This window comes from Klebsiella sp. JN_Kp122 (genome assembly GCF_040062085.1).
GTDB classification, from domain to species: domain Bacteria; phylum Pseudomonadota; class Gammaproteobacteria; order Enterobacterales; family Enterobacteriaceae; genus Klebsiella; species Klebsiella aerogenes.
This window is the reverse complement of sequence record NZ_JBEAHW010000043.1, coordinates 60,986-85,230: the sequence shown is the minus strand read 5'-3', so window position 1 is coordinate 85,230 and position 24,245 is coordinate 60,986. Positions and strand designations below refer to the sequence as shown.

Genomic DNA, 24,245 nt, shown 5'->3' with positions numbered 1-24,245 from the left:
CACCAGCGCTTCACCGTATAATCCCTCCGTTAACAAAAGGAGCCTATCATGAAGCCTGCGAAAATCGCGGTCATTACCCTCTTCTTATGCATGGCCATCGGCGGGATCGGCGGCGTGATGCTAGCGGGTTACTCGTTTATTGTTCGCGGTGGTGTCGGCTGACCCACTGGTTTAGCCGTTCGAAAAAGCGATCGATGATGATCGCCGCCAGCGCCACCAGCAGCGCCCCCTGCAGCACGTAAGCGGTATTAAAGCCGCTGAGGCCGATAATAATTGGCGTGCCGAGCGTGTTGGCGCCCACCGTTGAGGCAATGGTTGCCGTACCAATATTGACGATGGCCGAAGTGCGGATCCCGGCCAGCATGACCGGGGCCGCCAGCGGCAGCTCCACTTTGCACAACCGCTGCCAGCCGCTCATCCCCATCCCCTCGGCAATGTTCAATACCCCAGGCGATATCGAACTTAATCCAGCCAACGTCCCCTGCAGCACGGGCAATATTCCGTACAGCGCCAGCGCGATAAGCGCCGGTTGCCAGCCGAAGCCCATCACCGGTACCGCAATCGCCAGTACCGCCACCGGCGGAAATGTCTGTCCCATGGCGGCAATGGTCTCCACCAGTGGACGAAACTCTCGTCCGGCGGGCCGGGTGACGATAACCCCGGCCCCGATACCGATAACCGTTGCGACAAGGCTTGATAACGCCACCAGCCAAAAATGCGCCAGCGTCAGCGCCAGAAAACTCTCCTGCTGATAAACCGGGCGCGGCAGTTCCGGAAATAGCCAGCTAAACAGCGGCGCGCTATGGGGCAACACCAGCAGCAGCGCGATAAACAGCGCCACCAACCACAGCAGCGGATCGCGAAGCGCCTTCACGCCCCACCTCCATCACGTAACAAATCAGCAAAGTGCAACGTACCGCACGCTTCGCCCTGTTCATCAACCACCGGCAAAACGTCGCGACGGTGAGCGACAAACTGCGACAACGCCTCGCGCAACGTCATTGAGACGTTTAGCGCATCGCCCGCCAGCCGCTCATCCCGGCGTAAATAATCCCCGACGCCGCGTAGCGAGAGCAGCCGCACCCCTAGTTCACTGCGGCCAAAGAAGGTTTCGACAAAGGCGTTCTTTGGCTCCAGCAACATCTGTAACGGCTCTCCCTGCTGCACCACTTCGCCGCCGTCCATCAGCACCAGATGATCCGCCAGGCGTAGCGCTTCATCGATATCATGGGTGACGAGCACAATCGTGCGCCCAAACAGACGATGAATGCGCAGCATCTCCTGCTGCAGCGCTTCGCGGGTCACCGGATCCAGCGCGCCGAACGGCTCATCCATTAACAGCACCTCCGGGTTGGCCGCCAGCGCCCGCGCCACGCCGACGCGCTGCTGCTGCCCCCCGGAAAGTTGATGCGGGTAGCGATCGCGTAGTAGAGGCTCCAGGCCTAATAACGCCATCAATTCATCAACCCGCTCGGTAATTTTTGCGCGCGGCCACTTTTGCAACTGCGGCACGGTGGCGATATTTTGCGCCACCGTCCAGTGTGGAAACAGGCCAATTGACTGAATGGCGTACCCCATACGGCGGCGCAGCGCCAGCAATGGCTGTCGACGGATATCCTCGCCGGCGAAGCGTATCACTCCGCTATCCTGTTCCACCAGTTGGTTAATCATCTTCAGGGTGGTTGATTTTCCGGAGCCGGAAGTACCAATCAGCACCGAAAACGCCCCCTCGCGCAGATGCAGGTTGAGATCTTTCACCGCGGGTTGCCCGGCAAAGGCTTTATTCACCCCGTCGAACTCAATCATGCGTTTCTCCTTTTAGTAACGCGCTCCACAGTGCAAACATGGCATCCACGACTACCGCCAACGCAATCGTCGGAATGACGCCCAGCAGCACCAAATCCAGCGCGCTGCTGAGGAGCCCCTGAAACACCAAAGCGCCGAAGCCGCCCGCGCCTATCAACGCCGCTACCACCGCCATACCGACAGTCTGTACGCTGACCACCCGCAGGCTGCGCAACAGGACCGGCAGCGCCAACGGTAACTGAACCTGGCGAAAACGCTGGGAGCCGTTCATTCCCATTGCGGTTGCGCTTTCCAGCGTCTCGCGCGGTACCTGTTGCAGCCCGGTCACCACCCCGCGTACCAGCGGCAATAACGCATACAGTACCAGTGCGATTAGCGCCGGAGCCAGGCCGGTTCCGGAAATGCCAATTTTGCCCAGTAGCGGAAAATGGCGCGTCAACCCGGCCAACGGCGCGATCAACAAACCGAAGAGCGCCACCGAAGGAATAGTTTGAATCACATTAAGGAAGGTAAATACTGGCGCCTGCCAGTGCGGTCGCCGCCAGAGGGCGAAGCCTATCGATAGACCCAATAATAATCCGGGCAGCAACGTCCCGAACAACAACCACAGGTGCTGACGCAGCGCGTCATTAAAGACATCCTCACGGTTAGCATATTCTTTCAGCAATGAGAGTTGATCGAGCGACCCATGCCACAGCAGCAGGCACGGTAGCAGCCAAAGCTGCGCATTCAGCAGCCAACGCCATAAAGCGTGCGGAGTCAGGCGGCGGATAGTATCGCTGGCGAGTAGCAGACATAGCGCCAGCGAAAGCCATAATCCGCTTCCGGGAGAGGTACGCGCCAGCGGGGAGCCCTGTTGCACCAGCTGTAGCGCGATGTCTCCGGCGCCCCACATTAGTAGTGGCGGGAGCAAATCGGCAATAAGCAGGCTACCGAGCAGCGCCAGACGGCCTGGGATCCAGCACAATAACAACAGCAGCAGCGCGCCCGCCAGCTGCGCCGCCGCCAGCCACGGCATCTGCGTCCATAGCCAGCGCGCTTCACCGGAAAGCAGACGATTAGGGGCATAAGTGACGAATGGCAGCGCCGTCACGGCCAACAGCAGTAGCGTGAGCAGCAGCGCCACGCGGTTATAACAACGAATAGTCACTCGTATTTACTTCAGCAGCCCTTTTTGTTGCAGGTAATCGGCGGCTACGCTCTTCGCGTCACGCCCTTCAACGGCAATGCTGGCGTTTAATTTCTGCAACGTTTTTTCATCGAGGCTGGCAAACACCGGTTCCAGCCACTGCGCCATCTGCGGATACGCCTTCAGCACCGCTTCACGCACAACCGGCGTCGGGGCGTAAATAGGCTGTACGCCTTTTGGATCGCTCAGGGTTTGCAGCCCCAAAGCCGCTACCGGGCCATCGGTGCCATAGGCCATCGCCGCGTTTACGCCGGAGGTTTGCTGCGCCGCCGCTTTAATGGTCACCGCGGTATCGCCGCCCGCCAGCGACAACAGCTGATTCTGATTGAGCTTAAAGCCATAGGCTTTTTCGAACGCCGGGAGAGCATCGGCGCGCTCGATAAACTCCGCGGAAGCCGCCAGTTTAAAATCGCCGCCCTTCTGTAGATAGGCGCTAAGATCGGCCAATGAAGCAAGATGATTTTGCTCCGCCACTTCCTGTCGCACCGCGATAGTCCAGGTATTATTGGCGGGAGCCGGGGTCAGCCAGATCAGCTTGTTTTTTTCCGCGTCCAGCTTTTTAACTTTTTCATAGCCCTGTTTGGCGTTTTTCCACGCTGGGTCATTTTCATCTTTAAAGAAGAAAGCCCCGTTGCCGGTGTATTCCGGATAGATATCCAGCTCACCGGCGGTAATCGCTCCGCGAACCACCGGCGTGGTGCCAAGCTGGACTTTATTGACCGTTTTCACGCCGTGGCTTTCCAGTACCTGCAAAATGATATTGCCGAGCAGCGCCCCTTCCGTATCGATTTTCGAGCCCACTTTCACCGGTTCCGCCGCCTGCAGCGGCAGGCTGACCAGCGCCACTAGCGCCAACGCGCCTGACCATTTCGTTGCCATCATCCTGCTTCCTTCTCTTCTTTTGCGCTCCGTTTACAGAAGCTTAAGAGAAAAGCGTAGTCCATTTGGCCGGCGAACGAAAAAAAAAGGCCGATTAATCGGCCTTTCAGGAGTAATACCCGGTTTATCCCCTTTGACAGGGCTATCGATTACAGCAACTCAAATTCGCTCTGCTTAACGCGGGCGGAATCCACCCCAATAAAGACGTTGAATTTGCCCGGTTCAGCAACGTATTTCATCTGCTGGTTCCAGAATTTCAGCGCTTCAACATCAATCGGGAAGCTGACGGTTTGCGTCTCACCCGGCTTGAGATTCACCTTCTTAAAGCCGCGCAGCATTTTCACCGGGCGGCTCATCGACGCGGTCACGTCCTGCAAATAAAGCTGGATCACCGTCGCCCCTTCGCGCTTGCCGGTGTTGGTCACCTGCACGCTGGCGGTCACGCTGCCGTCGCGCGGCATCGTTGGCGCCGACATTTTTACATCCGAAACGCTGAAGGTGGTGTAGCTCAGGCCATAACCAAATGGATACAGCGGGCCATTCGCTTGATCAAAATAACGCGAGGTGTATTTATTGGGCTTTTCCGGATTATACGGACGGCCGGTATTCAGATGGCTGTAGTAGGTCGGGATCTGCCCCACCGAACGCGGGAAGGACATCGGCAGCTTACCGGAAGGGTTGTAATCGCCAAACAGCACATCGGCGATGGCATGGCCGCCTTCAGTACCGGCAAACCAGGTCTCCAGCAGCGCATCCGCCTGCTGATCCTCTTTCACCAGCGCCAGCGGACGCCCGTTCATCAGCACCAGCACCAGCGGCTTACCGGTCGCTTTCAGCGCGCTAATCAGATCGCGTTGGCTTTGCGGCAGGGTGATATCGGTCCGGCTGGAAGCCTCATGCGCCATGCCCTGTGCTTCGCCCACTACCGCAACAACCACGTCGGACTGTTTCGCCGCCGCCACGGCTTCATCGATCATCTCCTGCGGCGAGCGCGGATCGACCTGCACCGCTTTCTCATACAGGTTAAGGAAATCGACAATGCCTTTATCGTCGGTAACGTTAGCGCCTTTGGCATAAATCACTTTGCCTTTATCGCCCAGCGCTTCTTTAATGCCGGTCAGCACGGTGACCGACTGATCGGCCACGCCCGCCGCCGACCAGCTGCCCATCATGTCGCGCTTGCTATCCGCCAGCGCGCCTACTACGGCGATCGTGCCGGATTTTTTCAGCGGCAGCGTATCGAGACGATTTTTCAGCAGCACCAAGCTTTCTCGCGCCACTTCACGCGCCTCTTTACGATGCAGACGGCTTTCGGCGTTGGTGTCCTGCGGGTCGGATGCTTTCGGCCCCAGATGGCTGTACGGATCGTTGAACAGCCCCATATCATACTTGACGTTGAGCACGTGGCGGGTAGCGTCATCCAGTTCGGCCATCGTCACCTTACCGGATTTCACCAGCCCCGGCAGATATTTGCTGTAGTACTCATCGCTCATGCTCATGTTGATACCGGACTTCAGCGCGACGCGCACCGCGTCTTCCGGGTCGGAGGCGACACCGTGTTTAATCAACTCCTTGATGGCGCCATGGTCGGAAACGGTGATGCCTTTAAAGCCCCACTGGTCGCGCAGGACGTCTTTCAGCAGCCAGGAATCTGAAGTCGCCGGGGTACCGTTGAGCGAGTTTAGCGCCACCATCACCGCGCCGCTGCCGGCATCGAGACCGGCTTTATATGGCGGCATGTAGTCGTTGAACAGGCGCTGCGGGCTCATATCGACGGTGTTGTACTCTTTGCCGCCTTCAACCGCGCCGTAGGCGGCGAAGTGTTTAACGCTGGTCATCACCGAATAGCGGTCTGCCGGGCTCTTACCCTGCATCGACTCCACCATCGCTTTACCCATCACGGTGGTCAGGTAAGTATCCTCGCCAAAACCTTCGGAGGCGCGGCCCCAGCGCGGGTCGCGAGAGACGTCGACCATCGGCGCCCAGGTCATATTGAGACCATCGTCAGCCGCTTCGTAGGCCGAGATACGCCCGACGGTATTCACCGCGTCGAGATTAAAAGAGGAGGCCAGGCCGAGGCTTATCGGGAAGACGGTACGCTGGCCGTGCAGCACATCGTAGGCGAAAAACAGCGGGATCTTCAGGCGGCTTAGCTGCATCACCTGATCCTGCATCACGCGGATATCAGGCCGGGTTACGGTATTAAAAATCGCCCCTACCTGACCGTCTTTAATCATTTCCCGGATCGCCTCTTTCGGGTTATCCGGACCGACGCTGATTAGGCGCAGCTGACCGATTTTTTCATCGACCGTCATTTTTTTCAGCAGTTCGCTAACAAACGCATCTCGCGCCTCCGGCGTCAGCGGATGGTTACCAAACAGTTCATCCGCCAGCGCGGGTTGCAGCGCCAGGCTCACGGCGACGCCAACAGTACACAACCATCTCATTATTATGTATCCCTCTTTGATTCGGTGCTAATAGCCCAGCGAAAACGCAGCAAAAACCGCAGTTTGCCATATATATAAACAACGCGCCCGTAGAATGCTAAGGTTCTTATCTGATTTATAGAAACATTCATACACCAAATTGTCATACAAAGCGGTATGCTAACAGCGATATAGCTTTTCTGTGCCCACAAGGAGTGAATCATGTCATCTGCAACAACAATAAATAACCCTCCCTTTTTGGCGGAACTGGCGCGGCTGGTTGGCTCCTCGCATCTGTTAACCGATCCGGCGAAAACCCAGCGTTACCGGAAAGGTTTCCGCTCCGGCCACGGCGATGCGCTGGCGGTGGTGTTCCCCGGTACCCTGCTTGAATTATGGCGAGTTCTCAGCGCCTGCGTCCAGGCTGACAAAATTATCCTGATGCAGGCGGCGAATACCGGCCTCACCGAAGGCTCCACCCCAAGCGGCAATGATTACGATCGCGAAATCGTCATTATCAGCACGCTGCGTCTGGATAAGCTGCACCTGCTGGATAAGGGTGAGCAGGTGCTGGCCTACCCTGGCACCACCCTCTATTCACTGGAAAAAGCGCTAAAACCGCTGGGCCGCGAACCGCACTCGGTGATCGGCTCTTCCTGCATCGGCGCATCCGTCATCGGCGGTATCTGTAACAACTCCGGCGGATCGCTGGTGCAACGCGGACCGGCCTATACCGAAATGTCGCTGTTCGCGCAGATTGACGCCGACGGCAAACTGAAATTAGTCAACCATCTGGGAATCGATCTTGGCTCAACGCCGGAGCAAATCCTGAGCCGCCTCGACGATGACCGTATCAACGATGCCGACGTGCAGCACGATGGCCGCCACGCCCACGATCACGATTACGTCACCCGCGTGCGCGACGTCAACGCCGATACCCCGGCTCGCTATAACGCCGACCCGGACCGCCTGTTCGAATCCTCCGGCTGCGCCGGCAAGCTGGCGGTCTTCGCCGTCCGTCTCGATACTTTTCCGGCGGAAAAGCGCCAGCAGGTGTTCTATATCGGCACCAATCAGCCGGAAGTGCTCACCGAAATCCGCCGCCACATCCTCGCTGAATTCAATAATCTGCCGGTAGCCGGTGAATATATGCACCGCGATATTTACGATATCGCCGAAAAATATGGCAAAGACACCTTCCTGATGATCGATAAGCTCGGCACCGACAAAATGCCGTTCTTCTTCACCATGAAGGGGCGCACCGACGCGATGCTGGAAAAAGTCTCCCTGTTCAAGCCGCACTTCACCGACCGCTTTATGCAGAAGCTCGGTCACGCCTTCCCGGCGCACCTGCCGGAGCGTATGAAAACCTGGCGTGATAAGTACGAACATCATCTGCTGCTGAAGATGGCCGGCGACGGCATCGAAGAAGCGCAAAAGTGGCTTACGGAGTATTTCCAGCAGGCCGAAGGCGATTTCTTTGTCTGTACCGCGGAAGAAGGCAGCAAGGCATTCCTGCACCGCTTCGCCGCCGCCGGCGCGGCGATCCGCTATCAGGCGGTACATGCCGACGAAGTGGAAGATATTCTGGCGCTGGACATCGCCCTGCGCCGCAATGACACCGAATGGTTCGAACATCTGCCGGCGGAAATCGACAGCCAGTTGGTCTACAAGCTCTACTATGGCCACTTTATGTGTCACGTCTTCCACCAGGATTACATCGTGAAGAAAGGGGTAGACGCGCACGAACTGAAGGAAAAAATGCTGGATCTGTTGAAAGCGCGCGGCGCGCAGTACCCAGCGGAGCACAACGTCGGCCATCTGTATGAAGCGGCGGAGAGTTTAAAACGCTTCTATCGCCAGAACGATCCCACCAACAGCATGAATCCGGGGATCGGCAAAACCAGCAAACAAAAATACTGGGGCGAGGTGCAGAAGCCGACGGAAGCACAATAATCGTTAACCAGGACTGTTCAGCCGCGGGGCTTCTGTATTACGCTGCATGCCGGAGAAAAAGACTCTCCGGCCAATTAGCTTGAGGAGCCCCCATGTCCGCCAAGGATAAGTTACAAGACGCCGACTTAGAGATCCGCGAAGCGTTGCCTGATGACGCGCATGCGATTGCCGCGCTGTACGTCTGGCACGTGCTTAATGGCCGCGCCTCGTTTGAAGAGATCCCGCCTACCGTCGACGAAATGCGCAAGCGAATCAAAACCGTGCGCGATAACGGGCTTCCGTGGCTGGTCGCGCTGTGGCGCGGCACCATTGTCGGCTACTGCTACGCCACCTTTTACCGCCCTCGCCCGGCCTATCGCTATACGCTGGAAGAGTCCATATACGTTGAGTCCGGCATGGGCGGGCGCGGCATCGGCAGCGCGCTGCTGACACGCCTCATCGCGCAATGTGAACAGGGGCCGTGGCGGCAGATGCTGGCGATTATCGGCGACGGACATAACAACGCAGGCTCGATTGCCATCCATAAGAAATTTGGCTTTACCGTTGCCGGACAGCTGCGCAGCGTCGGCTATAAGATGGGCGACTGGCGCGATACCCTAATCATGCAGCGCCAGCTTGGCGACGGCGACTGGACGTTACCGGAGTGATATCAAAATTCCCGGATTGCGGCGCAATCCGGGGGAAGGACAAATTAATCGTTCTGCGCGGTCTGCGTGCCGCCTTTCAGCATCGCTTCCGCCATCTGCGCTTCACGCTGCTTTTTATAGCTCAATGCGGACGCCGGAACCGGCATCACCTTACCGGTTTCAATCCAGGTCCGTAACCGGCTGGCGTCGGCAAAGTGGGTATATTTGCCAAACGCGTCCATTACCACCAGCGCCACCGGGCGTTGATTAATCACCGTACGCATAATCAGGCAGTGGCCGGCGGCGTTAGTAAAGCCGGTTTTGGTCAGCTGAATATTCCAGTTATCGCGATACACCAAGTGGTTGGTATTGCGGAACGGCAAGGTATAAGCAGGATGCGCAAAGGTGGCGGTATCTTCTTTGGTGGTGCTTAGCTGGCCGATCAGCGGATATTGTTCGCTGGCGATCAGCAGCTTAGTCAGATCACGCGCCGTGGAGACGTTATGCACCGACAGGCCGGTCGGCTCAACATAGCGTGTATGGGTCATCCCCAGCGCCTGCGCTTTGGCGTTCATCGCGCGGATAAAAGCGTTATAACCGCCAGGATAGTGGTGCGCCAGGCTGGCGGCGGCGCGGTTTTCCGAGGACATCAGCGCCAGCAGCAGCATGTTGCGGCGGCTGATTTGGCTGTTAAGACGCACGCGGGAATAGATCCCTTTCATCTCCGGCGTCTGGCTGATATCAACGGTCAGCATCTCGTCCAGCGGTAAATGCGCATCCAGCACCACCATGGCGGTCATTACTTTGGTGATCGACGCCATCGGGCGCACCAAATCGGGCTGGCTGGCGTAAATGATTTTCTTGGTCGCCAGATCGACGATCATCGCGCTACCGGAAGCGATGTCCGGCTGTGAAGCGGCGGTTACCGCAGTGGTTTTTGCTATCGCCTGGGGCGCAAAAGGCACAGCCAGCAGCAAAGTCAGGCTGAGCAAAGAAATTCGAAAATTCGGCATCATGGGCATTCTGAAAAGTATTTTTGCACGTTATAGAACGTACGCCGCGGCGTAAAGTGAGCTACGCCGCTGGCAAACGCCATCATACCGCGTCATAACGCCCTGAGGCCAATAAGAATCGTGAGTAAATGCTGCATTGCCGACATAATTATTCATTTCTGCCGGCAATGCATTTGATTAGAAGAGTCGGTACCCGTAGCCCCACAGCACGACGGTGATCGCCAGCAGCACTTCCAGCACCAGCACCCCGATAGCCAGGGTTGAGCTGGCGAAGCTGAGCCCCTCTTCCTTATTAATACTCAGGAAGGTCGGAATACCCAGATACAACAGATAACCGGTGTAAAACAGCGCGATGGTGCCTATCAGCGCGCACAGCCATACCAGCGGATAGAGCGCCACGATCCCGCTTAAAAATAGCGGCGTCGCGACGTAGCCGGCAAAGACCATACAGCGTTTGAGCGACGGCTGCTGCGGATAGCTTCTGGCCATCCACCAGATCACCCGCCCCATCACCGCCACCCCCGCTAACATCACGGCGTAAAACAGTACCGCTAATACCAACCCGGTCATCAGCGAGAGCTTAATCACCGTACCGTCGCCGAAGTTCCAGCCGAGCTGCGTCGTACCGATAAAGGCGCAGATAACCGGAACCGCCGCCATCACCAGCACATGGTGCGTGTAGTGGTGCGAAACGGTCTCATTTTCACTCTTGATCACGCTCATCTCTTGATTAGGATGAGCGAAGAGTCCCCAGACATGGTTCATAGCGTCCCCCTTGTCACGGCTTCGTACAGCACTGATCCAAGTATAATTCACTCTGTAGATTATTTTGTGTACAGCGATAAAAATCCGCTTCAGCGCGTTTTAATCATCAGGGTGTATGATTAAGGGACTGGTAAGAGTAGGAGTTTATGTTTATATGGATATCAATCACCTGATTTCCCAATACGGCTACGCGGCGCTGGTTATTGGCAGCATCGCAGAAGGTGAAACCATCACCATCCTTGGCGGCGTGGCGGCACATCAGGGTCTATTGAAGTTTCCTTTGGTGGTCATCTCCGTGGCCTTAGGCGGCATGATCGGCGATCAGCTGTTGTATTTCCTTGGACGTCAGTTCGGCGGTAAGCTACTGCGCCGCTTCTCGCGGCAGAAGGCGCGCATCCGTAAAGCGCAGCGCCTGATTCAGCGCCATCCCTATCTGTTCGTTATCGGCACCCGCTTTATGTACGGCTTTCGGGTTATCGGCCCGGTCTTGATCGGCGCCAGCCGCTTGCCGCCAAAAATATTTCTACCGCTGAATATTTTTGGCGCCATCGTTTGGGCGCTGATTTTTACTACCCTTGGCTATCTTGGCGGCGAAGCGATCGGCCCGTGGCTGCACCATCTCGATCAGCACGTTAAACACTGGATCTGGCTGATCCTCGTAGTGGCGCTGGTGGTCGGGGTTCATCTGTGGCTGAAACGCCGGGAAGCGAAAAGAAAAGAGGAAGATACAGAGGATGATAATCAATAGCGGCGCCGCGCGCCGCTATTGATGCCGTTATTTTGTCGTCTGGTGATAACCGCCGCCCAGTGCGGAAGTCAGCTGAATGCTGGCATCCAGCCATTGGCCGTGCAGACGCAGTGCGGTGATTCGCTCCTGTAGCGCAGGCAGCTTCGCCATGCTCACGCGGGAACCGGATAAGATTCCCGCATTCATCCGCGCCTGGGCGAGATTGACCACCCGCTGCGCGTCTTTCTCAACCTGCTGCTGCTGCTGGTTTTTCTCCATCAGCGTCTCTACCTGGCTTGCGGTTTTCGCTACCTGGTTCACCGCATCGACCACGGCTTTGTTGTATTTAGCGATCGACAGGCCGTTCTGCGCGCTGGCGATGTCGAGATTGGCATTCAGCCTGCCGCTATCAAAGATAGGCAGCGTCAGCCCGGCGGTGACGCCCATCTGCTGCGCCGAATGGCGGAACAGATCGCTTAAATGCAGCGCATCCTGTTGCAGGAACGCCATCAGGTTGATATCCGGATAAAACGCCGCTTTCGCCGCATCAACTTCGCTTAGCGAGGATTCAATATACCAGTGGGCTTCCTGCAGATCCGGACGGCGGGCCAGCAGTTCATAACCCAGTTCGCTCGGCATTTGCGCGCTGACTGCGGGCAGCGGCGCCGCTCGCAGATTGAGCGACTGGCTCTGGTTGTTGGTTAACGCCATCAGCCGCGCTTCAATCTCTTTCATATTACCCGCCACGTCGGCCAGCTGCTGATCGGTTTTGCTGACGTTAATGTCGTTCTCCGCCCCTTCGGCGGAGTTGGTGATGCCACGCTGATAGAGCGCGGTATCGACGCTAACAATATTATTCTGTTCGCTTTTGACCTGCTGCAGCACCGTTTTCACCGCTGCTTCGGTCTGCCACTGCCAGTACAGGCGCGCCACGCTGCTGGCCAGCAGCTCGCGGGTCTGCGCCTGCTCGGCGACCTGGGCTTTCACTTCGCCGATACGCGCTTTCACCAACGCACGGTTTTTCCCCCACAGATCCAGATCCCAACCGGCAGTCAGGCCAAAGGTACCATTGGTGTACCAGGGCCCGGTGTTGCCGTCGGTATCGGTAGCGAACGGTCCCATCAGGCCTTCCGCGGACATTTTCTGCCGTTCGATATCGGCGGAGAAATCCATCTCCGGACCAAGATTCGCCTGCGACATTCGCGCCTGCGCTTCGGCCAGTTTGATGCGCTGCGCGGCAATTTGCATGTCCGGGGCATTGGCTAACGCGCGCTGAATCAGATTATCCAGCTGGGCATCGTGGTAGTCTTTCCACCAGTCGGTGTGCGGCCAGCCATTTTTTACGGCGGCGGGAAGATCCATCGAAACATGAGATGCCGGGGTTTGCTGCTTTAAAGGGCCGCCAATGTCATGGGATGGCGCGCAGCCAGCCAGCGCGATGGCCAGTGGCAGTGCCGCCAGCACGCTTTTGCTCAGTGTAAGGTTCATTCTTCAGGTCGGGTTACTTATAAAGGTTGGTCATCATAAATTAATTGAATGACGTTCGTTAAGTAAAGCGTGTGCATTGACAATGAGTCAGCTAAAAATAAACAAAGTTATTATTGGAGTTGCAATGAGTCAGAACATTTATGACGATCCCGGTTTCTTTGCCGGTTACGCCACCCTTGATCGTTCGGTGAAGGGGCTTGACGGCGCGCCGGAGTGGCCAGCAATTCAGCGCCTGCTGCCACAGTTAGACGGCCTGCGAGTAGTCGATCTCGGCTGCGGATACGGCTGGTTTTGCCGCTGGGCGCAGCAACAGGGGGCAAAACAGATAATCGGTTTCGATCTCTCCAGCCGGATGCTAGAGCGCGCGCGGGAGATGACCACCGGCGAAACTATCGAATATCGCTGCGCCGACCTGCAAACCCTGACGCTGCCCGCCGAGAGCTGCGATCTGGTCTACAGTTCGCTGGCGCTGCACTATTTACCGGATGTCGCGCCGCTGTTCGCCACGCTCTATCAGGCGCTGGTTCCCGGCGGTACGCTGGTCTTCTCCGCCGAACATCCCATCTATACCGCGCCGCTGCAGCAGGGCTGGCAGGTAGATGAAAAGGGGCAGAAACGCTGGCCGGTCAGCCACTATCAGCAGGAAGGCGAACGTATCAGCAACTGGTTTGCCGAGGGGGTGATTAAACAGCATCGCAAACTCTCAAGCTGGATTAACGCGCTCATCGCCGCCGGTTTTGTGCTGGAGCAGCTTGATGAGTGGGGCCCGAGCGCCGAGCAAATCGCCGCCCAACCGGCGCTGGAGGAAGAGAAAGAGCGTCCGATGATCTTTTTACTGCGCGCCGGTAAACCGGCTTAAACGGCATGCGGCCCGGAGCAACCGGGCCGCCGAACAGCTTATTCCTGCAGGCTACCGCCGTTACTGGCAATCACCGCCTGATACCAGGCGAAGCTTTTCTTCTTACGCCGTTCAAGCGTCCCCTGCCCGCGATCGTCACGATCGACATAGATAAAACCGTAGCGCTTGGACATCTCGGCCTTCGACGCGCTAACCAGATCGATTGGCCCCCAACTGGTAAAGCCCATCAGTTCAACGCCGTCAGCAATGGCTTCGCGCGCCTGCACCAGATGATCGTTGAGATAGCTGATGCGATAGTCATCGTTGATGCTGCCGTCGGCTTCGATTTTATCTTTCGCCCCCAGACCATTTTCAACGATAAACAACGGCTTCTGATAGCGGTCCCACAGTACGTTCAACAGGGTACGCAGCCCCAGCGGGTCTATCTGCCAGCCCCACTCCGAGCTTGCCAGATGCGGATTCGGCACCATGCTGAGAATGTTACCGCGCGCCTGCTGGTTCAGCGCTTCATCGGCGGTGACGCAGCCGGTCATATAGTAGCTAAAGGAGATAAAATCGACGGTCTCTTTCAGCGCTTCCCGGTCGCCGTCGGTGATGGTCAGCGTAATATCGTTTTCGCGGAAATAGCGCTGCATGTATCCCGGATAGGCACCACGGCACTGCACATCGCCGAAGAACTGCCAGCTGCGGTTTTGCTGCAGCGTTTCAAAGACATCTTCCGGCTTGCAGCTCAGCGGATACATCAACCCGCCGAGCAGCATATTGCCAATTTTCCCTTGCGGTACCAGTTCATGACAGGCTTTGACCGCCAGCGCGCTGGCCACCAGTTGGTGGTGGATAGCCTGATAAACTTCGCCTTTACTGCTACCGGCCCGCAGCCCGACGCCGGTCATTGGCGCATGTAGCGACATATTAATTTCGTTAAAGGTGAGCCACAGTTTGACCTGATTTTTATAGCGGCTGAATACCGTTCTGGCGTAGCGTTCGAAAAAGCCAATCACCTTGCGACTGCCCCAGCCGCCATAGTTTTTTACCAGCGCCCACGGCATCTCATAGTGCGATAGCGTCACCAGCGGAGTGATATTATGCGCGGCCATCTCGGCAAACAGCTTGTCGTAGAAGGCCAGCCCGGCTTCGTTCGGCTCGGCGTCATCACCGTTCGGGAAGATACGCGTCCAGGCGATCGATACCCGCAGACAGTTGAAGCCCATCTCAGCGAACAGCGCGATATCCTGCGGGTAACGATGGTAAAAATCGATCGCCACATCTTTAATACCGCTGTCGCCCGCAACGCGCTCCACGACGTCGCCGAATACCCCCTGCGGCTGCACGTCGGAGGTGGATAAACCTTTGCCATCTTCCAGATACGCCCCTTCGACCTGATTTGCCGCGGTGGCGCCGCCCCATAAAAAGCCCTGTGGGAATGTTTTCATCGCTCTCTCCTGTAATTAATGGCTGACGGACAACAGCGGCTGGCCGGCATCCACGACGCTCGTGGATACAATCTCAACGCTACGGTAATCATCGCTGTTGCTGATAATAATTGGGGTCGCCAGGTCGTAACCGGCGTCCAGAATAGCCTGACGGTCGAACTCCAGCAGCAAATCGCCGGCCTGAACTCTATCCCCTTCTTTGACATGGGCGGTAAACGGTACGCCGTCGAGTTTGACGGTATCAATGCCGACATGGATCAGTAGCTCAATGCCGCTGTCGCTCAGCAGGCCGATGGCGTGTTTAGTCTGAAACAGCGAGGCGACCTCGCCAGAAAACGGGGCAATGACCTTGCCCACCGCCGGAATAATGGCCACGCCTTTACCCAGCAGACCGCTGGCGAAGGTGCTATCCGGCACCTGATCGAGGGCCAGCACGCTGCCGGACATCGGCGCCAGAATATCGTTTTCCGCCGCAGGCGCGACGACGACGGCGCCTTCCGCCTGGCTGCGCGGTAAGCCGGCGAAGAAGGTCAATACGCAGGCGAGAATGAAAGCCACCCCGGTGCCGATTAATCCGCCCCACACGCTAAAATCAATACCGCCGGGCGGGATCATCTGCGCCGGAAAGAAAATGTTCGGCACCCCAAAGGAATAGGCGTAGCTATTACTGAAGGCGGTGATCGCGCCGCCAATCGCGCCGGCGATACACCCGAAGATAAACGGGCGACGTAACGGCAGCGTCAGGCCATAAATGGCAGGCTCAGTGATGCCAAACAGCCCGGCGGAAAACGCGGAACCGGCCAGCATCCGCTGACGCGAATCGCGCGTGGCCAGCAGTATCCCCAGCACGGCGCCCACCTGGGCAATCACCGCCGGGAGGATAATGGGCAGCATGGAGTCGTGGCCGAGCACCGTCATGTTATTGATCATCAACGGCACCAGCCCCCAGTGCAGGCCGAAAATAACGCATACCTGCCATAGCGCGCCCAGCACTGCGCCTGCCAGCCATGGGGCAAAAACGTAGATAACCTGATAGCCATTGGCAATCATGTGGCTCAGCCAGGTCGCCAGCGGGCCTATCACCAGAAAGGTCAGCGGCACTACCACCGCCAGGCAGATTGCCGGGGTAAAAAAGTTCTTCATCGCTGACGGCAGCACCGCGTTACTCTTACGTTCCAGCCAGCAGCAGACCCAGGAGGCGAGGATAATCGGGATCACCGAGGAGCTATAATTGATATAGGTCACCGGTATACCGAGGAAGTGCTCCACGGGCGCCCCCGTCTGACTGGCTTCAAAGGCCTGAATCATCAGCGGGTGGGTTAATGCCCCGCCGATCACCATTGAGATGAACGGGTTGCCGCCAAACTTTTTGCCAGCGGTGTAGCCAAGAAACAGCGGGAAGAAAAAGAACAGCGCATCGCTGGCGGCAAACCAGATTTTATAGGTCCCCTGCTGCGGCGTGAGCCATCCGCAGGTTAGCGCCAGCGCCAGCAGACCTTTCAGCAGCCCCGTCGCCGCCATCACGCCAATAAAAGGGGTAAAGATGCCGGAGATGATGTCGATGAGTTGACTTAATACCGAGCTTTTTGCCGCTTTCTCCTGTGTTACCGGTTCGCTGTCGTCGCTTAACCCCGCCTGCTGGCGCACTGCCAGCCAGACATCGTGAACATGGTTACCGATGACCACCTGAAACTGGCCGCCGCTTTCTACCACCATGATCACGCCGGGGTTCGCCTTCAGCCCTTCGGCATCGGCCTTCGCATTATCCTTCAATTTGAAACGCAGACGTGTCGCGCAGTGAACCAGACTCACAATATTCTCTTTGCCGCCGACGCGGTTAAGAATATCCTGCGCGAGTGCTTTATATTCCATGCTCTTTTCCTTACTGCCGCTGCCCGCAGACAACCGGCGACTGAGTATTAAAAATAAAAAAACCCGAGAACCACGCCGGTTGGCGTCGCGCTCAGGTTTTGCCTGCATCATGCAGTAACAATCCAGTTTTGTGGGGGAATTAACGCCCCTCTTTTCTTACCCGTTCAATATGAATGGCAAGAAACATAATCTCTTCGGTGGTCAGCGCCCGTTGATAATTCTTTTGTAAGTGCTTCGCCACCGTTTCCGCGCACTTCCACGCTTTGGCGTAGTTATCTTTCACCGCGCTGTGCAGCGTGACGTCGTCATCCTGCACTACCGTTCGCGTTAACATGCGCTGGGCGAAAAACTTCAGATGGGTCACAAAGCGCTGGTAGCTGAGCGACTCTTCGTCATAGTTAAGCTGCAGCTGATACTTCACCAGTTGCAGGATCTCCTGCATCACCCGCGTCACGTGCATCACTTCCGGCATTTCGCTGTTGAGCTGCGCCGTCACCAGATGCAAAGCGATAAACCCGGCTTCATCCTCGGCAAGCTCGACGCCCAGCCGGCGAGCGATAATGGCCCTCGCCTCCTGACCCAGTTCGAACTCCTTCGGATACAGCCGTTTAATCTCCCACAGCAGCACGTTGCGAATCGCGACGCCGTTTTTCTGCCGCTCGATGGCAAAGTGGCAGTGGTCAGTTAATGTGATGTACAAACTTTCCTGTAACTTTCCCAACCGCCCGCGGGCCAGGTCGATGATACGATCGCAGGTGGTCATCACTTCTAACGGTATCTGACTGAGTAATTCGCCTAAGCGGCCAACCAGTTCATCGCTTTGTAAGGCGAAGACTTTTTCAATTTTACTTTCGTCCAACGAGTCGCCCACGCGCTTTTGAAAGGCCAGCCCTCGCCCCATCACCACCTGTTCGCGCTGCTGCTCGTTGACCACTACCACCACGTTATTATTAAGTACTTTGGCGATTAGCATATGAACCCCAGAAACAAAAAAACCTGACCCCCGACAAATGCCAGGTAATCAGGTTTCGCCTGCCGAAGCAGTAGCAATCCAACTATTGCACTGTATCAACTTCTTGTGACGACTCAAGCGCGAGGGAATAAAAACGTGATACAGCTCGCGTCGTATCGTGCAGGAATAAGTGCTAATTAATAAAGTGCGTACGGAATAACATCGCCTTATCTAATAACGTGCAATGGCGTTCGCTATCTCTGCTGAGGTTTGCAAGGTACGAATTTCATTAAAGACGCCAAGCGCTTCACTATATTCTTTGCGTAAATAGCCCAGCCACTGCTTAATGCGCGCCACGTGATATAAACCGGTATCCCCCTGTTTTTCCAGCTGGGTATATTTTTTGAGTAACTCAACCACCTGCGGCCACGGCATACGCGGTTCATTGTATTTAATTACCCGGCTGAGATTCGGCACGTTGAGCGCGCCGCGGCCAATCATCACTGAATCGCAGCCGGTGACGGCCATGCACTCCTGCGCGCTTTGCCAGTCCCAGATTTCGCCGTTGGCAACCACCGGAATAGTCAGACGCTGGCGGATTTCGCCGATGGCCTGCCAGTTGATGCGTTCAGCTTTGTAACCATCTTCTTTCGTGCGGCCATGCACCACCAGCTCGCTGGCGCCCGCCTGCTGTACCGCGTCGGCGATTTCAAAGCGCCGTTCGCCGCTGTCCCAGCCGAGGCGAACTTTCACCGTCACCGGCAGGTGATCGGGAACCGCTTCGCGCATGGCTTTCGCCCCGCGATAGATAAGCTCGGGATCTTTCAGTAACGTCGCGCCGCCGCCGCTGCCGTTCACCAGTTTCGATGGACAGCCGCAGTTTAAATCCACGCCCCAAGAGCCAAGCTCCACCGCGCGGGCGGCGTTTTCCGCCAGCCATTGCGGGTATTGCCCCAACAATTGCACGCGCACGCGGGTGCCGGACGGAGTACGGCTTTGATGGTGCAGTTCCGGGCACAGTCTATAGAACGATTTAACCGGCAGCAGTTGGTCCACCACGCGCAGAAATTCGGTGATGCACAGATCGTAATCGTTAACCTCGGTCAGCAGCTCGCGCACCAGCGAATCGAGCACGCCTTCCATTGGCGCCAGTAATACACGCATATCGTTACCCGGAAAAAAAAGAGGCGCTATGGTAGCGCCTCTGTGCGTCGGTTGAAAGACCTCAATACCAGACCTTAGCGTGGTTCGAGGCAGTTATCCTCTTTCCAGCCGTAAAGCCACTCGATACCCCGGTAAAATTCATCCTGCGCTTTACCCTTCCAGAGAAGATTACGTACCTGACGTTCGACCCCCGCCGCGTGATAAATCCGCCCCATTTCACGGGTTGACCAGACAATTCGCGCGGTACGCGGAATACGCACCGACTCGTATAGCGCGAAGGCGCGAGCGGCGTCGCCGTCGCACTGCTGCAGCGCTTTACCTATCGTTACCGCATCCTCCAGCGCCATGCAGGCGCCCTGCGCCATATATTGCGCTACCGGATGGGCGGCATCGCCGACCAGGGTAATGCGATCGTTGCCCCACTTTGCAACCGGCTCGCGGTCGGCGGTGGACCAGCGGCGCCAGGAAGTCGGCTTGTCGAGCATCTGCCGCGGGCGCGGATGAATCCCTTTAAAGTAAGAGAGCACCTCTTCTTTACTACCGTCGCGCACGCCCCACTCTTCGCTTTCGCGGCTATGGAAGGTGACCACCAGGTTGTACTGTTTGCCGCCGCGCAGCGGATAATGCACCAGATGGCAATGCGGCCCGGCCCACAGTACTGGCGCGTTAATACGCAGGTCTTCCGGCATGTCGGCGGCCTCGATCACCGCGCGGTACACCACGTGGCCGGTGACCCGCGGCGCATCGCCGAGCAGACTCTGGCGCACCACTGACTTCACGCCGTCGCAGCCCAGCAGAATATCGGCGGTCCAGCTGTTGCCTTTGTCATCAAAGACCGTCACGTCATCGGCGGTCTGGCGGATATCCACCACCTGAGTTGAAGTCCGGTATTCCACGCCGGGATGGGTCAGCGCGGCTTCCCAGACGGTGGCGTGAATGTCCACCCGATGGATCACCGCATACGGGCCGCCGAAATGGTCACGGAAGGCCTGCCCGGTCTCGATACGCACTACCTCTTCCCCATTCACCGCATCCATCATCGTGATATGGTCAGTAAACACCGCGCGCTGGCGCGCCACTTCGCCGACGCCGAGGCTATCCAGCGCTGAAAACGCATTCGGCCCCAGTTGAATACCGGCGCCGATTTCACCGATTTCATGCGCCTTTTCCAGCAGCATCACTTTGATCCCCTGGCGCGCCAGAGAGAGCGCCGTCGCCGCGCCGCCAATGCCGCCGCCAACGATAATTGCTCGCGTCACTTTCGCCATTTTCCCTCCTCCCTAGGCCGGAATTTTGTCTTGTTGATTTTCCGGCGCGGCGGCAATAAAGGCCGGTAGCCGGGTACAGGCGTCGTAAACCGCCTGGCAGCGCGGATAATGGCTCAAATCACACCCCATCCGCTGCGCGTTGGCCCATTGCGGCACCAGACAACAGTCGGCGAGCGTTGGTCTATCGCCGACGCAGAAAGCGCCGGATTTCGATTGTCGCAGCAGTTGCTCCAGCGCGCTCAGCCCCTGCTGGATCCAGTGGGCGTACCAGCGTTTTTTGTCCGCTTCGCTGACCTTCAACTCATCGCTAAGGTAGCGCAAGACCCGCATGTTATTAATCGGATGAATATCGCAGGCGATGGCGTAGACCATCTCCAGCACCCGCATCCGCGCGGGATCCTCCTGCGGCAGCAGCGGCATTTGTGGGTAGTGGCGGTCAAGCCAGTCAACAATCGCCAGCGACTGACCCAGCGATTCACCGTCATCGGTGATAAGCGTCGGCACCAGCCCAACCGGATTGAGCCGCCGGTACTCCAGCGCATTCTGCGCCCCGATGCGGATATTCACCCCAACGCTCTGATAATCGATGCCCTTGAGGGCCAGCGCGATGCGCACCCGATATGAGGCAGAGCTATTAAAAAAACTGTACAGCTTCATTGTTCACCTCACACCACGCGCACGGCGATAGGCGTCAGTCCGTCTACGTTGCCGGTAATCACATCACCCTTCACCACCGCGCCGACGCCCTCCGGCGTGCCGGTGAAAATCAGATCGCCGGGCTGTAGTTCAAAAAAGCCCGAGAGATAGCTGATGGTTTCATTTACCGACCAGATGAGGTGGCGTATATCGCTACGCTGATGATCTTCACCATTCACCTGCAGCCAGATCCCGGCCTGATTCACCTCGCGCGCCTCGGCGGCTTTATGCAGCGGCGCGACAGGAGCGGAAAGATCGAACGCTTTACCTATCTCCCACGGGCGCCCCATCTGGCGCATCTCCATCTGGCGGTCGCGGCGGGTCATATCGAGTCCGGTGGCATAGCCCCAGATATATTCCTGCGCCTGCTCCAGCGGGATGTCGCGTCCCGCTTTGCCGATGGCAACCACCAGCTCAATCTCGTAGTGATAGTTGTCGGTCTGCGCCGGATACGGCAGACCCAGCGTTTCGCCAGCCGCCACCGGCACAACCGCATCCGCCGGTTTACAAAAGAAGAAAGGTGGTTCGCGATCCGGATCGAAGCCCATTTCACGAGCGTGGGCGGCATAGTTACGGCCAACGCAGTAAACGCGGCGTACCGGGAACTGCTCATCGCTGCCAACAACCGGGATGCTAATCGGCGCCTGGGGTGCAAAAACGTATTGAGTCATCATTGTTTTCCTTCTTATTAATAACGCGCTTCGCGGAACAGGCCTAAGGCCTCCTGTACCGGACGGTCCGAGAAGCTAAATAGCACGCACTCTTCGCTGGCGTTGAACGATACGCCGTGCCAGGTTGGCGCCACGAAGATGTCTTTCGCCTGGAATGCAAAGGTTTGTTCACCAATCGTCACCTGGCCGCTACCTTCTACTACGTGGTAGATGGTGCTATCGGTGGTTTTCGCCACCCGCGACCGGAACCCTTTCGGCAACAGTTGCAGGAAAGCGCCCATCGAGGGCATCGGATAGCCGCCGGTGACCGGGTTGACGTAGCGCATCTTGTAGCCGTCCCATTCGTCGGCCTCGCCAAGATGGGTCAGGTCGTGCAGCGCCTCACGGCTACGGTCGTAGCGGTAGTTAAAAATCGGCGAGGAATTTCCCACCTGATGGCGCAGCGGCAGCATATTGGCAGCATAGCGCGGCAAGTAATCGCCCTCTTTACGCGTCACCGGCTGCTGCTCCTGCGGATAATCTTCAGCAAATCCGCAGCCGAGATAGTTGACCAGCGGTAAATCGAGACCATCGAGCCAGACCACCGGTTCATCGCCAGGATTGCCGTGATCGTGCCAGCGCCACTGCGGAGTCAGAATAAAATCGCCGGGGCGCATTGGCGTGCGCTCGCCGTCGACGGCGGTGAACGCGCCGTGGCCTTCCACGATAAAGCGCAGCGCCGACTGATTGTGACGGTGGCTCGGCGCCACCTCGCCCGGCATGATGAGCTGCAGGCCGGCATACAGCGACGCGGTAATGGACGACTGGCCGCGCAGCTGCGGGTTCTCCAGCACCAGTACCCGACGCACCGCCTCTTTAGCGCCGATTAACTGCCCGCTTTCCAGCAGCAGCGGGCGAATTTCCTGATAGTTCCAGTACGCCGGGGCGCAGTTGGCATTCGGTGTTTGCGGGACCAGGTGGTGCAAGGATTCCCACAGCGGCGTCAGATTCTGCCCGGCAATATGCTGGTAGAACTGCTGGCGTTCGCGGTTCGATTGCGGAGTAGATAGGGTCATTATTGTTCTCCTTATTTATTCGCGACACCCGCAGAGGGCAGCGCGTCGGGTACAGATCCAGGACGGCGAACCGCCAGCATCAGCATGATGAGCATCACCGCGCCGATCGCCGCCGGTACCGCTATAACGTAAAACAGCGTGTCGAAAGAGAGATTCATCGCCATCATCATGCCGCCGGAGAGCGAACCAACGATGGCGCCGCAGCGGCCAATGGCGTTGGACCAGCTGACCCCGGTCGCGCGGCTCTGGGTTGGGTAAAGGGTGGCGGTCAGCGCATTCAGGCCCACCTGCGAACCACTCACGCCAATTCCGGTGCCGAAAATCGCCAGCGCCATCAGCCACAATCCGTTTTCGCTTAAACCGATCATCACGATGCACAACGCGCCCAGGCAATAACTTAGCGCCAGTACAAAGAAGGGATTGAAACGGTCCATCAGGATGCCGAGCAACAGTGCGCCGAGCGTGCCGCCCACCTGAAACGCGGCGGTCACCCACGAAGCGTGCTGTAAATCGATACCACGATGGTTAAGCAGCGTCGGCATCCAGCTGGAGAGCAAATAGATAATCAGCAGGCTCATAAAGAACACCACCCAGAGCATCAAGGTGATCGCCAGTTGTCGGCCGGCAAACAGCTGGCTAATGCTGCCTTTCGGCCCGGCTGCCGGTTCGTCGAGCCAGAAATGGGTCTCGGGATAGCGCTCGCCGGTGATAGCGCTGACGGTTCTGGCGATGGTCGCCTGCGGCAGCCCGCGACGAACCTGCCAGCGCGGCGATTCCGGCAGCGCCCACAGCAGCGCGACGGCCAGCAGCAGCGGCAGGATCCCGCCTAAGGCCAGAATGCCGTGCCAGCCGATATGCGCCACCAGTTGGGCGCTCACCACGCCGCCCAGCGCCGAACCGAGCGTGAAGCCGCAGAACATCAGGGTAACTAACGCGCCGCGGCGGCGGGCGGGCAGATATTCCGAAGTCATGGTGATGGTGTTGGGCATCGCCCCGCCTAATCCCAGACCGGTGAGGAAACGCAGAAAAACCAGCATCTCTAGATTCGTCGAGAATGCGGAGAGCAGACTAAACAGGCCAAACAGCGCCACGCAAAACTCAATCACCCGTTTACGACCGAAACGGTCGGAAAGCGGGCCGCAGAGCAGCGCCCCGGCGGTCAATCCCAATAGTCCGGCGCCAAACAGCGGCGCGAGGTCGCTGGCGCTCAATTGCCAATGAACACGGATATCGGGAGCGATAAAGCCAATGGCGGCGGTGTCAAATCCATCAAGCATCACCACCAGAAAACAGCAGATAATCACACGCCACTGCAGGGCGCCAACCGGCGCTGCGTTAAGTAACGTCTGTAGTTCACGTCGTTGAGCCATAATGATGCCTCAGTGCAGGTCAGGGTAGAT

At 57.5% G+C, this 24,245-nt stretch carries 21 protein-coding genes and 1 pseudogene; 5 read left to right on the top strand and 17 right to left on the bottom strand.

What is annotated here, in order from left to right; translation table 11 throughout:
• The first annotated feature begins 48 nt into the window (after positions 1-48).
• Positions 49-162 (top strand): protein YohO, encoded by a 114-nt coding sequence (locus tag ABLU78_RS18305; protein WP_015365743.1) that lies wholly within the window; start codon positions 49-51, stop codon positions 160-162.
• Here ABLU78_RS18305 and ABLU78_RS18300 read toward each other — a convergent pair.
• The 5 genes and pseudogenes from ABLU78_RS18300 to bglX all read right to left on the bottom strand — a co-directional run bounded on the left by ABLU78_RS18300 (position 137) and on the right by bglX (position 6,321).
• Entirely contained in the window at positions 137-874 is a 738-nt protein-coding gene (locus ABLU78_RS18300; RefSeq protein ID WP_015706090.1) for an ABC transporter permease, read from the bottom strand. The two genes, ABLU78_RS18305 and ABLU78_RS18300, sit on opposite strands and share 26 nt — an antisense overlap.
• Positions 861-1,806 (bottom strand): annotated as a pseudogene (locus ABLU78_RS18295) (ABC transporter ATP-binding protein); the annotation flags it as partial. The gene ABLU78_RS18300 and the pseudogene ABLU78_RS18295, both read right to left, overlap by 14 nt.
• Positions 1,799-2,956: an ABC transporter permease gene (locus ABLU78_RS18290; protein ID WP_048229069.1), complete on the bottom strand. Its 1,158-nt coding sequence runs from the start codon at positions 2,954-2,956 to the stop codon at positions 1,799-1,801. The pseudogene ABLU78_RS18295 and the gene ABLU78_RS18290, both read right to left, overlap by 8 nt.
• A gap of 6 nt (positions 2,957-2,962) precedes the next feature.
• Positions 2,963-3,877 (bottom strand): ABC transporter substrate-binding protein, encoded by a 915-nt coding sequence (locus ABLU78_RS18285; RefSeq protein ID WP_015365739.1) that lies wholly within the window; start codon positions 3,875-3,877, stop codon positions 2,963-2,965.
• A gap of 146 nt (positions 3,878-4,023) precedes the next feature.
• Complete coding sequence (gene bglX, locus ABLU78_RS18280; protein ID WP_020078300.1) at positions 4,024-6,321, bottom strand: beta-glucosidase BglX; 2,298 nt, start codon at positions 6,319-6,321, stop codon at positions 4,024-4,026.
• 201 nt (positions 6,322-6,522) lie between these two features.
• Between bglX and dld the strand changes: the two genes are divergently transcribed.
• Together dld and ABLU78_RS18270 are read left to right on the top strand one after the other, a co-directional pair.
• Entirely contained in the window at positions 6,523-8,256 is a 1,734-nt protein-coding gene (gene dld, locus ABLU78_RS18275; protein ID WP_020078299.1) for a D-lactate dehydrogenase, read from the top strand.
• A 92-nt stretch (positions 8,257-8,348) separates the two neighbouring features.
• A complete protein-coding gene (locus tag ABLU78_RS18270) occupies positions 8,349-8,903 on the top strand; it encodes a GNAT family N-acetyltransferase (protein WP_015365736.1) in 555 nt (184 codons plus the stop codon).
• Positions 8,904-8,947: 44 nt separating this feature from the next.
• On the opposite strand, the gene pbpG is transcribed toward ABLU78_RS18270, so the two are convergent.
• Together pbpG and ABLU78_RS18260 are read right to left on the bottom strand one after the other, a co-directional pair.
• Complete coding sequence (gene pbpG / locus ABLU78_RS18265; protein ID WP_161798740.1) at positions 8,948-9,898, bottom strand: D-alanyl-D-alanine endopeptidase; 951 nt, start codon at positions 9,896-9,898, stop codon at positions 8,948-8,950.
• 174 nt (positions 9,899-10,072) lie between these two features.
• A complete protein-coding gene (locus ABLU78_RS18260) occupies positions 10,073-10,660 on the bottom strand; it encodes a Yip1 family protein (RefSeq protein WP_015365733.1) in 588 nt (195 codons plus the stop codon).
• A 154-nt stretch (positions 10,661-10,814) separates the two neighbouring features.
• Here ABLU78_RS18260 and ABLU78_RS18255 point away from each other — a divergent pair, with 154 nt between their 5' ends.
• A complete protein-coding gene (locus ABLU78_RS18255) occupies positions 10,815-11,408 on the top strand; it encodes a DedA family protein (RefSeq protein WP_045376730.1) in 594 nt (197 codons plus the stop codon).
• 27 nt (positions 11,409-11,435) lie between these two features.
• Here the strand turns inward: ABLU78_RS18255 and mdtQ are convergent, their stop codons facing one another.
• Complete coding sequence (gene mdtQ, locus ABLU78_RS18250; RefSeq protein ID WP_032714965.1) at positions 11,436-12,875, bottom strand: multidrug resistance outer membrane protein MdtQ; 1,440 nt, start codon at positions 12,873-12,875, stop codon at positions 11,436-11,438.
• A gap of 124 nt (positions 12,876-12,999) precedes the next feature.
• On the opposite strand from mdtQ, the gene ABLU78_RS18245 reads away from it, so the two are divergent.
• Entirely contained in the window at positions 13,000-13,734 is a 735-nt protein-coding gene (locus tag ABLU78_RS18245; RefSeq protein WP_032714967.1) for a class I SAM-dependent methyltransferase, read from the top strand.
• 38 nt (positions 13,735-13,772) lie between these two features.
• Here the strand turns inward: ABLU78_RS18245 and ascB are convergent, their stop codons facing one another.
• From ascB to ABLU78_RS18200, 9 genes are all read right to left on the bottom strand, one after another.
• Positions 13,773-15,167, bottom strand: a complete 1,395-nt coding sequence (gene ascB, locus ABLU78_RS18240; protein WP_045359629.1) for a 6-phospho-beta-glucosidase — start codon at positions 15,165-15,167, stop codon at positions 13,773-13,775.
• Between the two features lie 15 nt (positions 15,168-15,182).
• Entirely contained in the window at positions 15,183-17,150 is a 1,968-nt protein-coding gene (gene bglF, locus ABLU78_RS18235; RefSeq protein WP_162866939.1) for a PTS beta-glucoside transporter subunit IIABC, read from the bottom strand.
• A gap of 28 nt (positions 17,151-17,178) precedes the next feature.
• Positions 17,179-18,012 (bottom strand): transcriptional antiterminator BglG, encoded by an 834-nt coding sequence (gene bglG / locus ABLU78_RS18230; protein WP_015365726.1) that lies wholly within the window; start codon positions 18,010-18,012, stop codon positions 17,179-17,181.
• Positions 18,013-18,222: 210 nt separating this feature from the next.
• Positions 18,223-19,155, bottom strand: a complete 933-nt coding sequence (gene dusC, locus ABLU78_RS18225) for a tRNA dihydrouridine(16) synthase DusC (RefSeq protein WP_032712036.1) — start codon at positions 19,153-19,155, stop codon at positions 18,223-18,225.
• Positions 19,156-19,229: 74 nt separating this feature from the next.
• Positions 19,230-20,423 (bottom strand): 3-hydroxybenzoate 6-monooxygenase, encoded by a 1,194-nt coding sequence (locus ABLU78_RS18220; protein WP_015365724.1) that lies wholly within the window; start codon positions 20,421-20,423, stop codon positions 19,230-19,232.
• 12 nt (positions 20,424-20,435) lie between these two features.
• The gene (maiA, locus tag ABLU78_RS18215; RefSeq protein WP_015706104.1) at positions 20,436-21,080 is read right to left on the bottom strand and encodes a maleylacetoacetate isomerase; all 645 of its coding nucleotides are present in this window, start codon (positions 21,078-21,080) and stop codon (positions 20,436-20,438) included.
• A gap of 8 nt (positions 21,081-21,088) precedes the next feature.
• Positions 21,089-21,790, bottom strand: coding sequence for a fumarylacetoacetate hydrolase family protein (locus ABLU78_RS18210; protein ID WP_048229075.1), 702 nt, complete (start codon positions 21,788-21,790; stop codon positions 21,089-21,091).
• A gap of 17 nt (positions 21,791-21,807) precedes the next feature.
• Positions 21,808-22,845: a gentisate 1,2-dioxygenase gene (gtdA, locus tag ABLU78_RS18205; RefSeq protein ID WP_015365721.1), complete on the bottom strand. Its 1,038-nt coding sequence runs from the start codon at positions 22,843-22,845 to the stop codon at positions 21,808-21,810.
• A gap of 11 nt (positions 22,846-22,856) precedes the next feature.
• On the bottom strand, positions 22,857-24,215 hold the full coding sequence (locus tag ABLU78_RS18200; protein ID WP_020078293.1) for an aromatic acid/H+ symport family MFS transporter: 1,359 nt from the start codon (positions 24,213-24,215) through the stop codon (positions 22,857-22,859).
• Between the last annotated feature and the right edge of the window lie 30 nt (positions 24,216-24,245).

Bases quoted from the DNA above. Each gene is read 5' to 3' on its own strand.
- ABLU78_RS18285 (WP_015365739.1), bottom strand. From the start codon at position 3,877: ATGATGGCAACGAAATGGTCAGGCGCGTTGGCGCTAGTGGCGCTGGTC.
- dld (WP_020078299.1), top strand. From the start codon at position 6,523: ATGTCATCTGCAACAACAATAAATAACCCTCCCTTTTTGGCGGAACTG.
- ABLU78_RS18305 (WP_015365743.1), top strand. From the start codon at position 49: ATGAAGCCTGCGAAAATCGCGGTCATTACCCTCTTCTTATGCATGGCC.
- ABLU78_RS18220 (WP_015365724.1), bottom strand. From the start codon at position 20,423: ATGGCGAAAGTGACGCGAGCAATTATCGTTGGCGGCGGCATTGGCGGC.
- dusC (WP_032712036.1), bottom strand. From the start codon at position 19,155: ATGCGTGTATTACTGGCGCCAATGGAAGGCGTGCTCGATTCGCTGGTG.
- ABLU78_RS18270 (WP_015365736.1), top strand. From the start codon at position 8,349: ATGTCCGCCAAGGATAAGTTACAAGACGCCGACTTAGAGATCCGCGAA.
- ABLU78_RS18210 (WP_048229075.1), bottom strand. From the start codon at position 21,790: ATGACTCAATACGTTTTTGCACCCCAGGCGCCGATTAGCATCCCGGTT.
- bglG (WP_015365726.1), bottom strand. From the start codon at position 18,012: ATGCTAATCGCCAAAGTACTTAATAATAACGTGGTGGTAGTGGTCAAC.
- ABLU78_RS18255 (WP_045376730.1), top strand. From the start codon at position 10,815: ATGGATATCAATCACCTGATTTCCCAATACGGCTACGCGGCGCTGGTT.
- ABLU78_RS18245 (WP_032714967.1), top strand. From the start codon at position 13,000: ATGAGTCAGAACATTTATGACGATCCCGGTTTCTTTGCCGGTTACGCC.
- ABLU78_RS18200 (WP_020078293.1), bottom strand. From the start codon at position 24,215: ATGGCTCAACGACGTGAACTACAGACGTTACTTAACGCAGCGCCGGTT.
- maiA (WP_015706104.1), bottom strand. From the start codon at position 21,080: ATGAAGCTGTACAGTTTTTTTAATAGCTCTGCCTCATATCGGGTGCGC.
- gtdA (WP_015365721.1), bottom strand. From the start codon at position 22,845: ATGACCCTATCTACTCCGCAATCGAACCGCGAACGCCAGCAGTTCTAC.
- ABLU78_RS18260 (WP_015365733.1), bottom strand. From the start codon at position 10,660: ATGAACCATGTCTGGGGACTCTTCGCTCATCCTAATCAAGAGATGAGC.
- ascB (WP_045359629.1), bottom strand. From the start codon at position 15,167: ATGAAAACATTCCCACAGGGCTTTTTATGGGGCGGCGCCACCGCGGCA.
- bglX (WP_020078300.1), bottom strand. From the start codon at position 6,321: ATGAGATGGTTGTGTACTGTTGGCGTCGCCGTGAGCCTGGCGCTGCAA.
- mdtQ (WP_032714965.1), bottom strand. From the start codon at position 12,875: ATGAACCTTACACTGAGCAAAAGCGTGCTGGCGGCACTGCCACTGGCC.
- bglF (WP_162866939.1), bottom strand. From the start codon at position 17,150: ATGATGCAGGCAAAACCTGAGCGCGACGCCAACCGGCGTGGTTCTCGG.
- pbpG (WP_161798740.1), bottom strand. From the start codon at position 9,898: ATGATGCCGAATTTTCGAATTTCTTTGCTCAGCCTGACTTTGCTGCTG.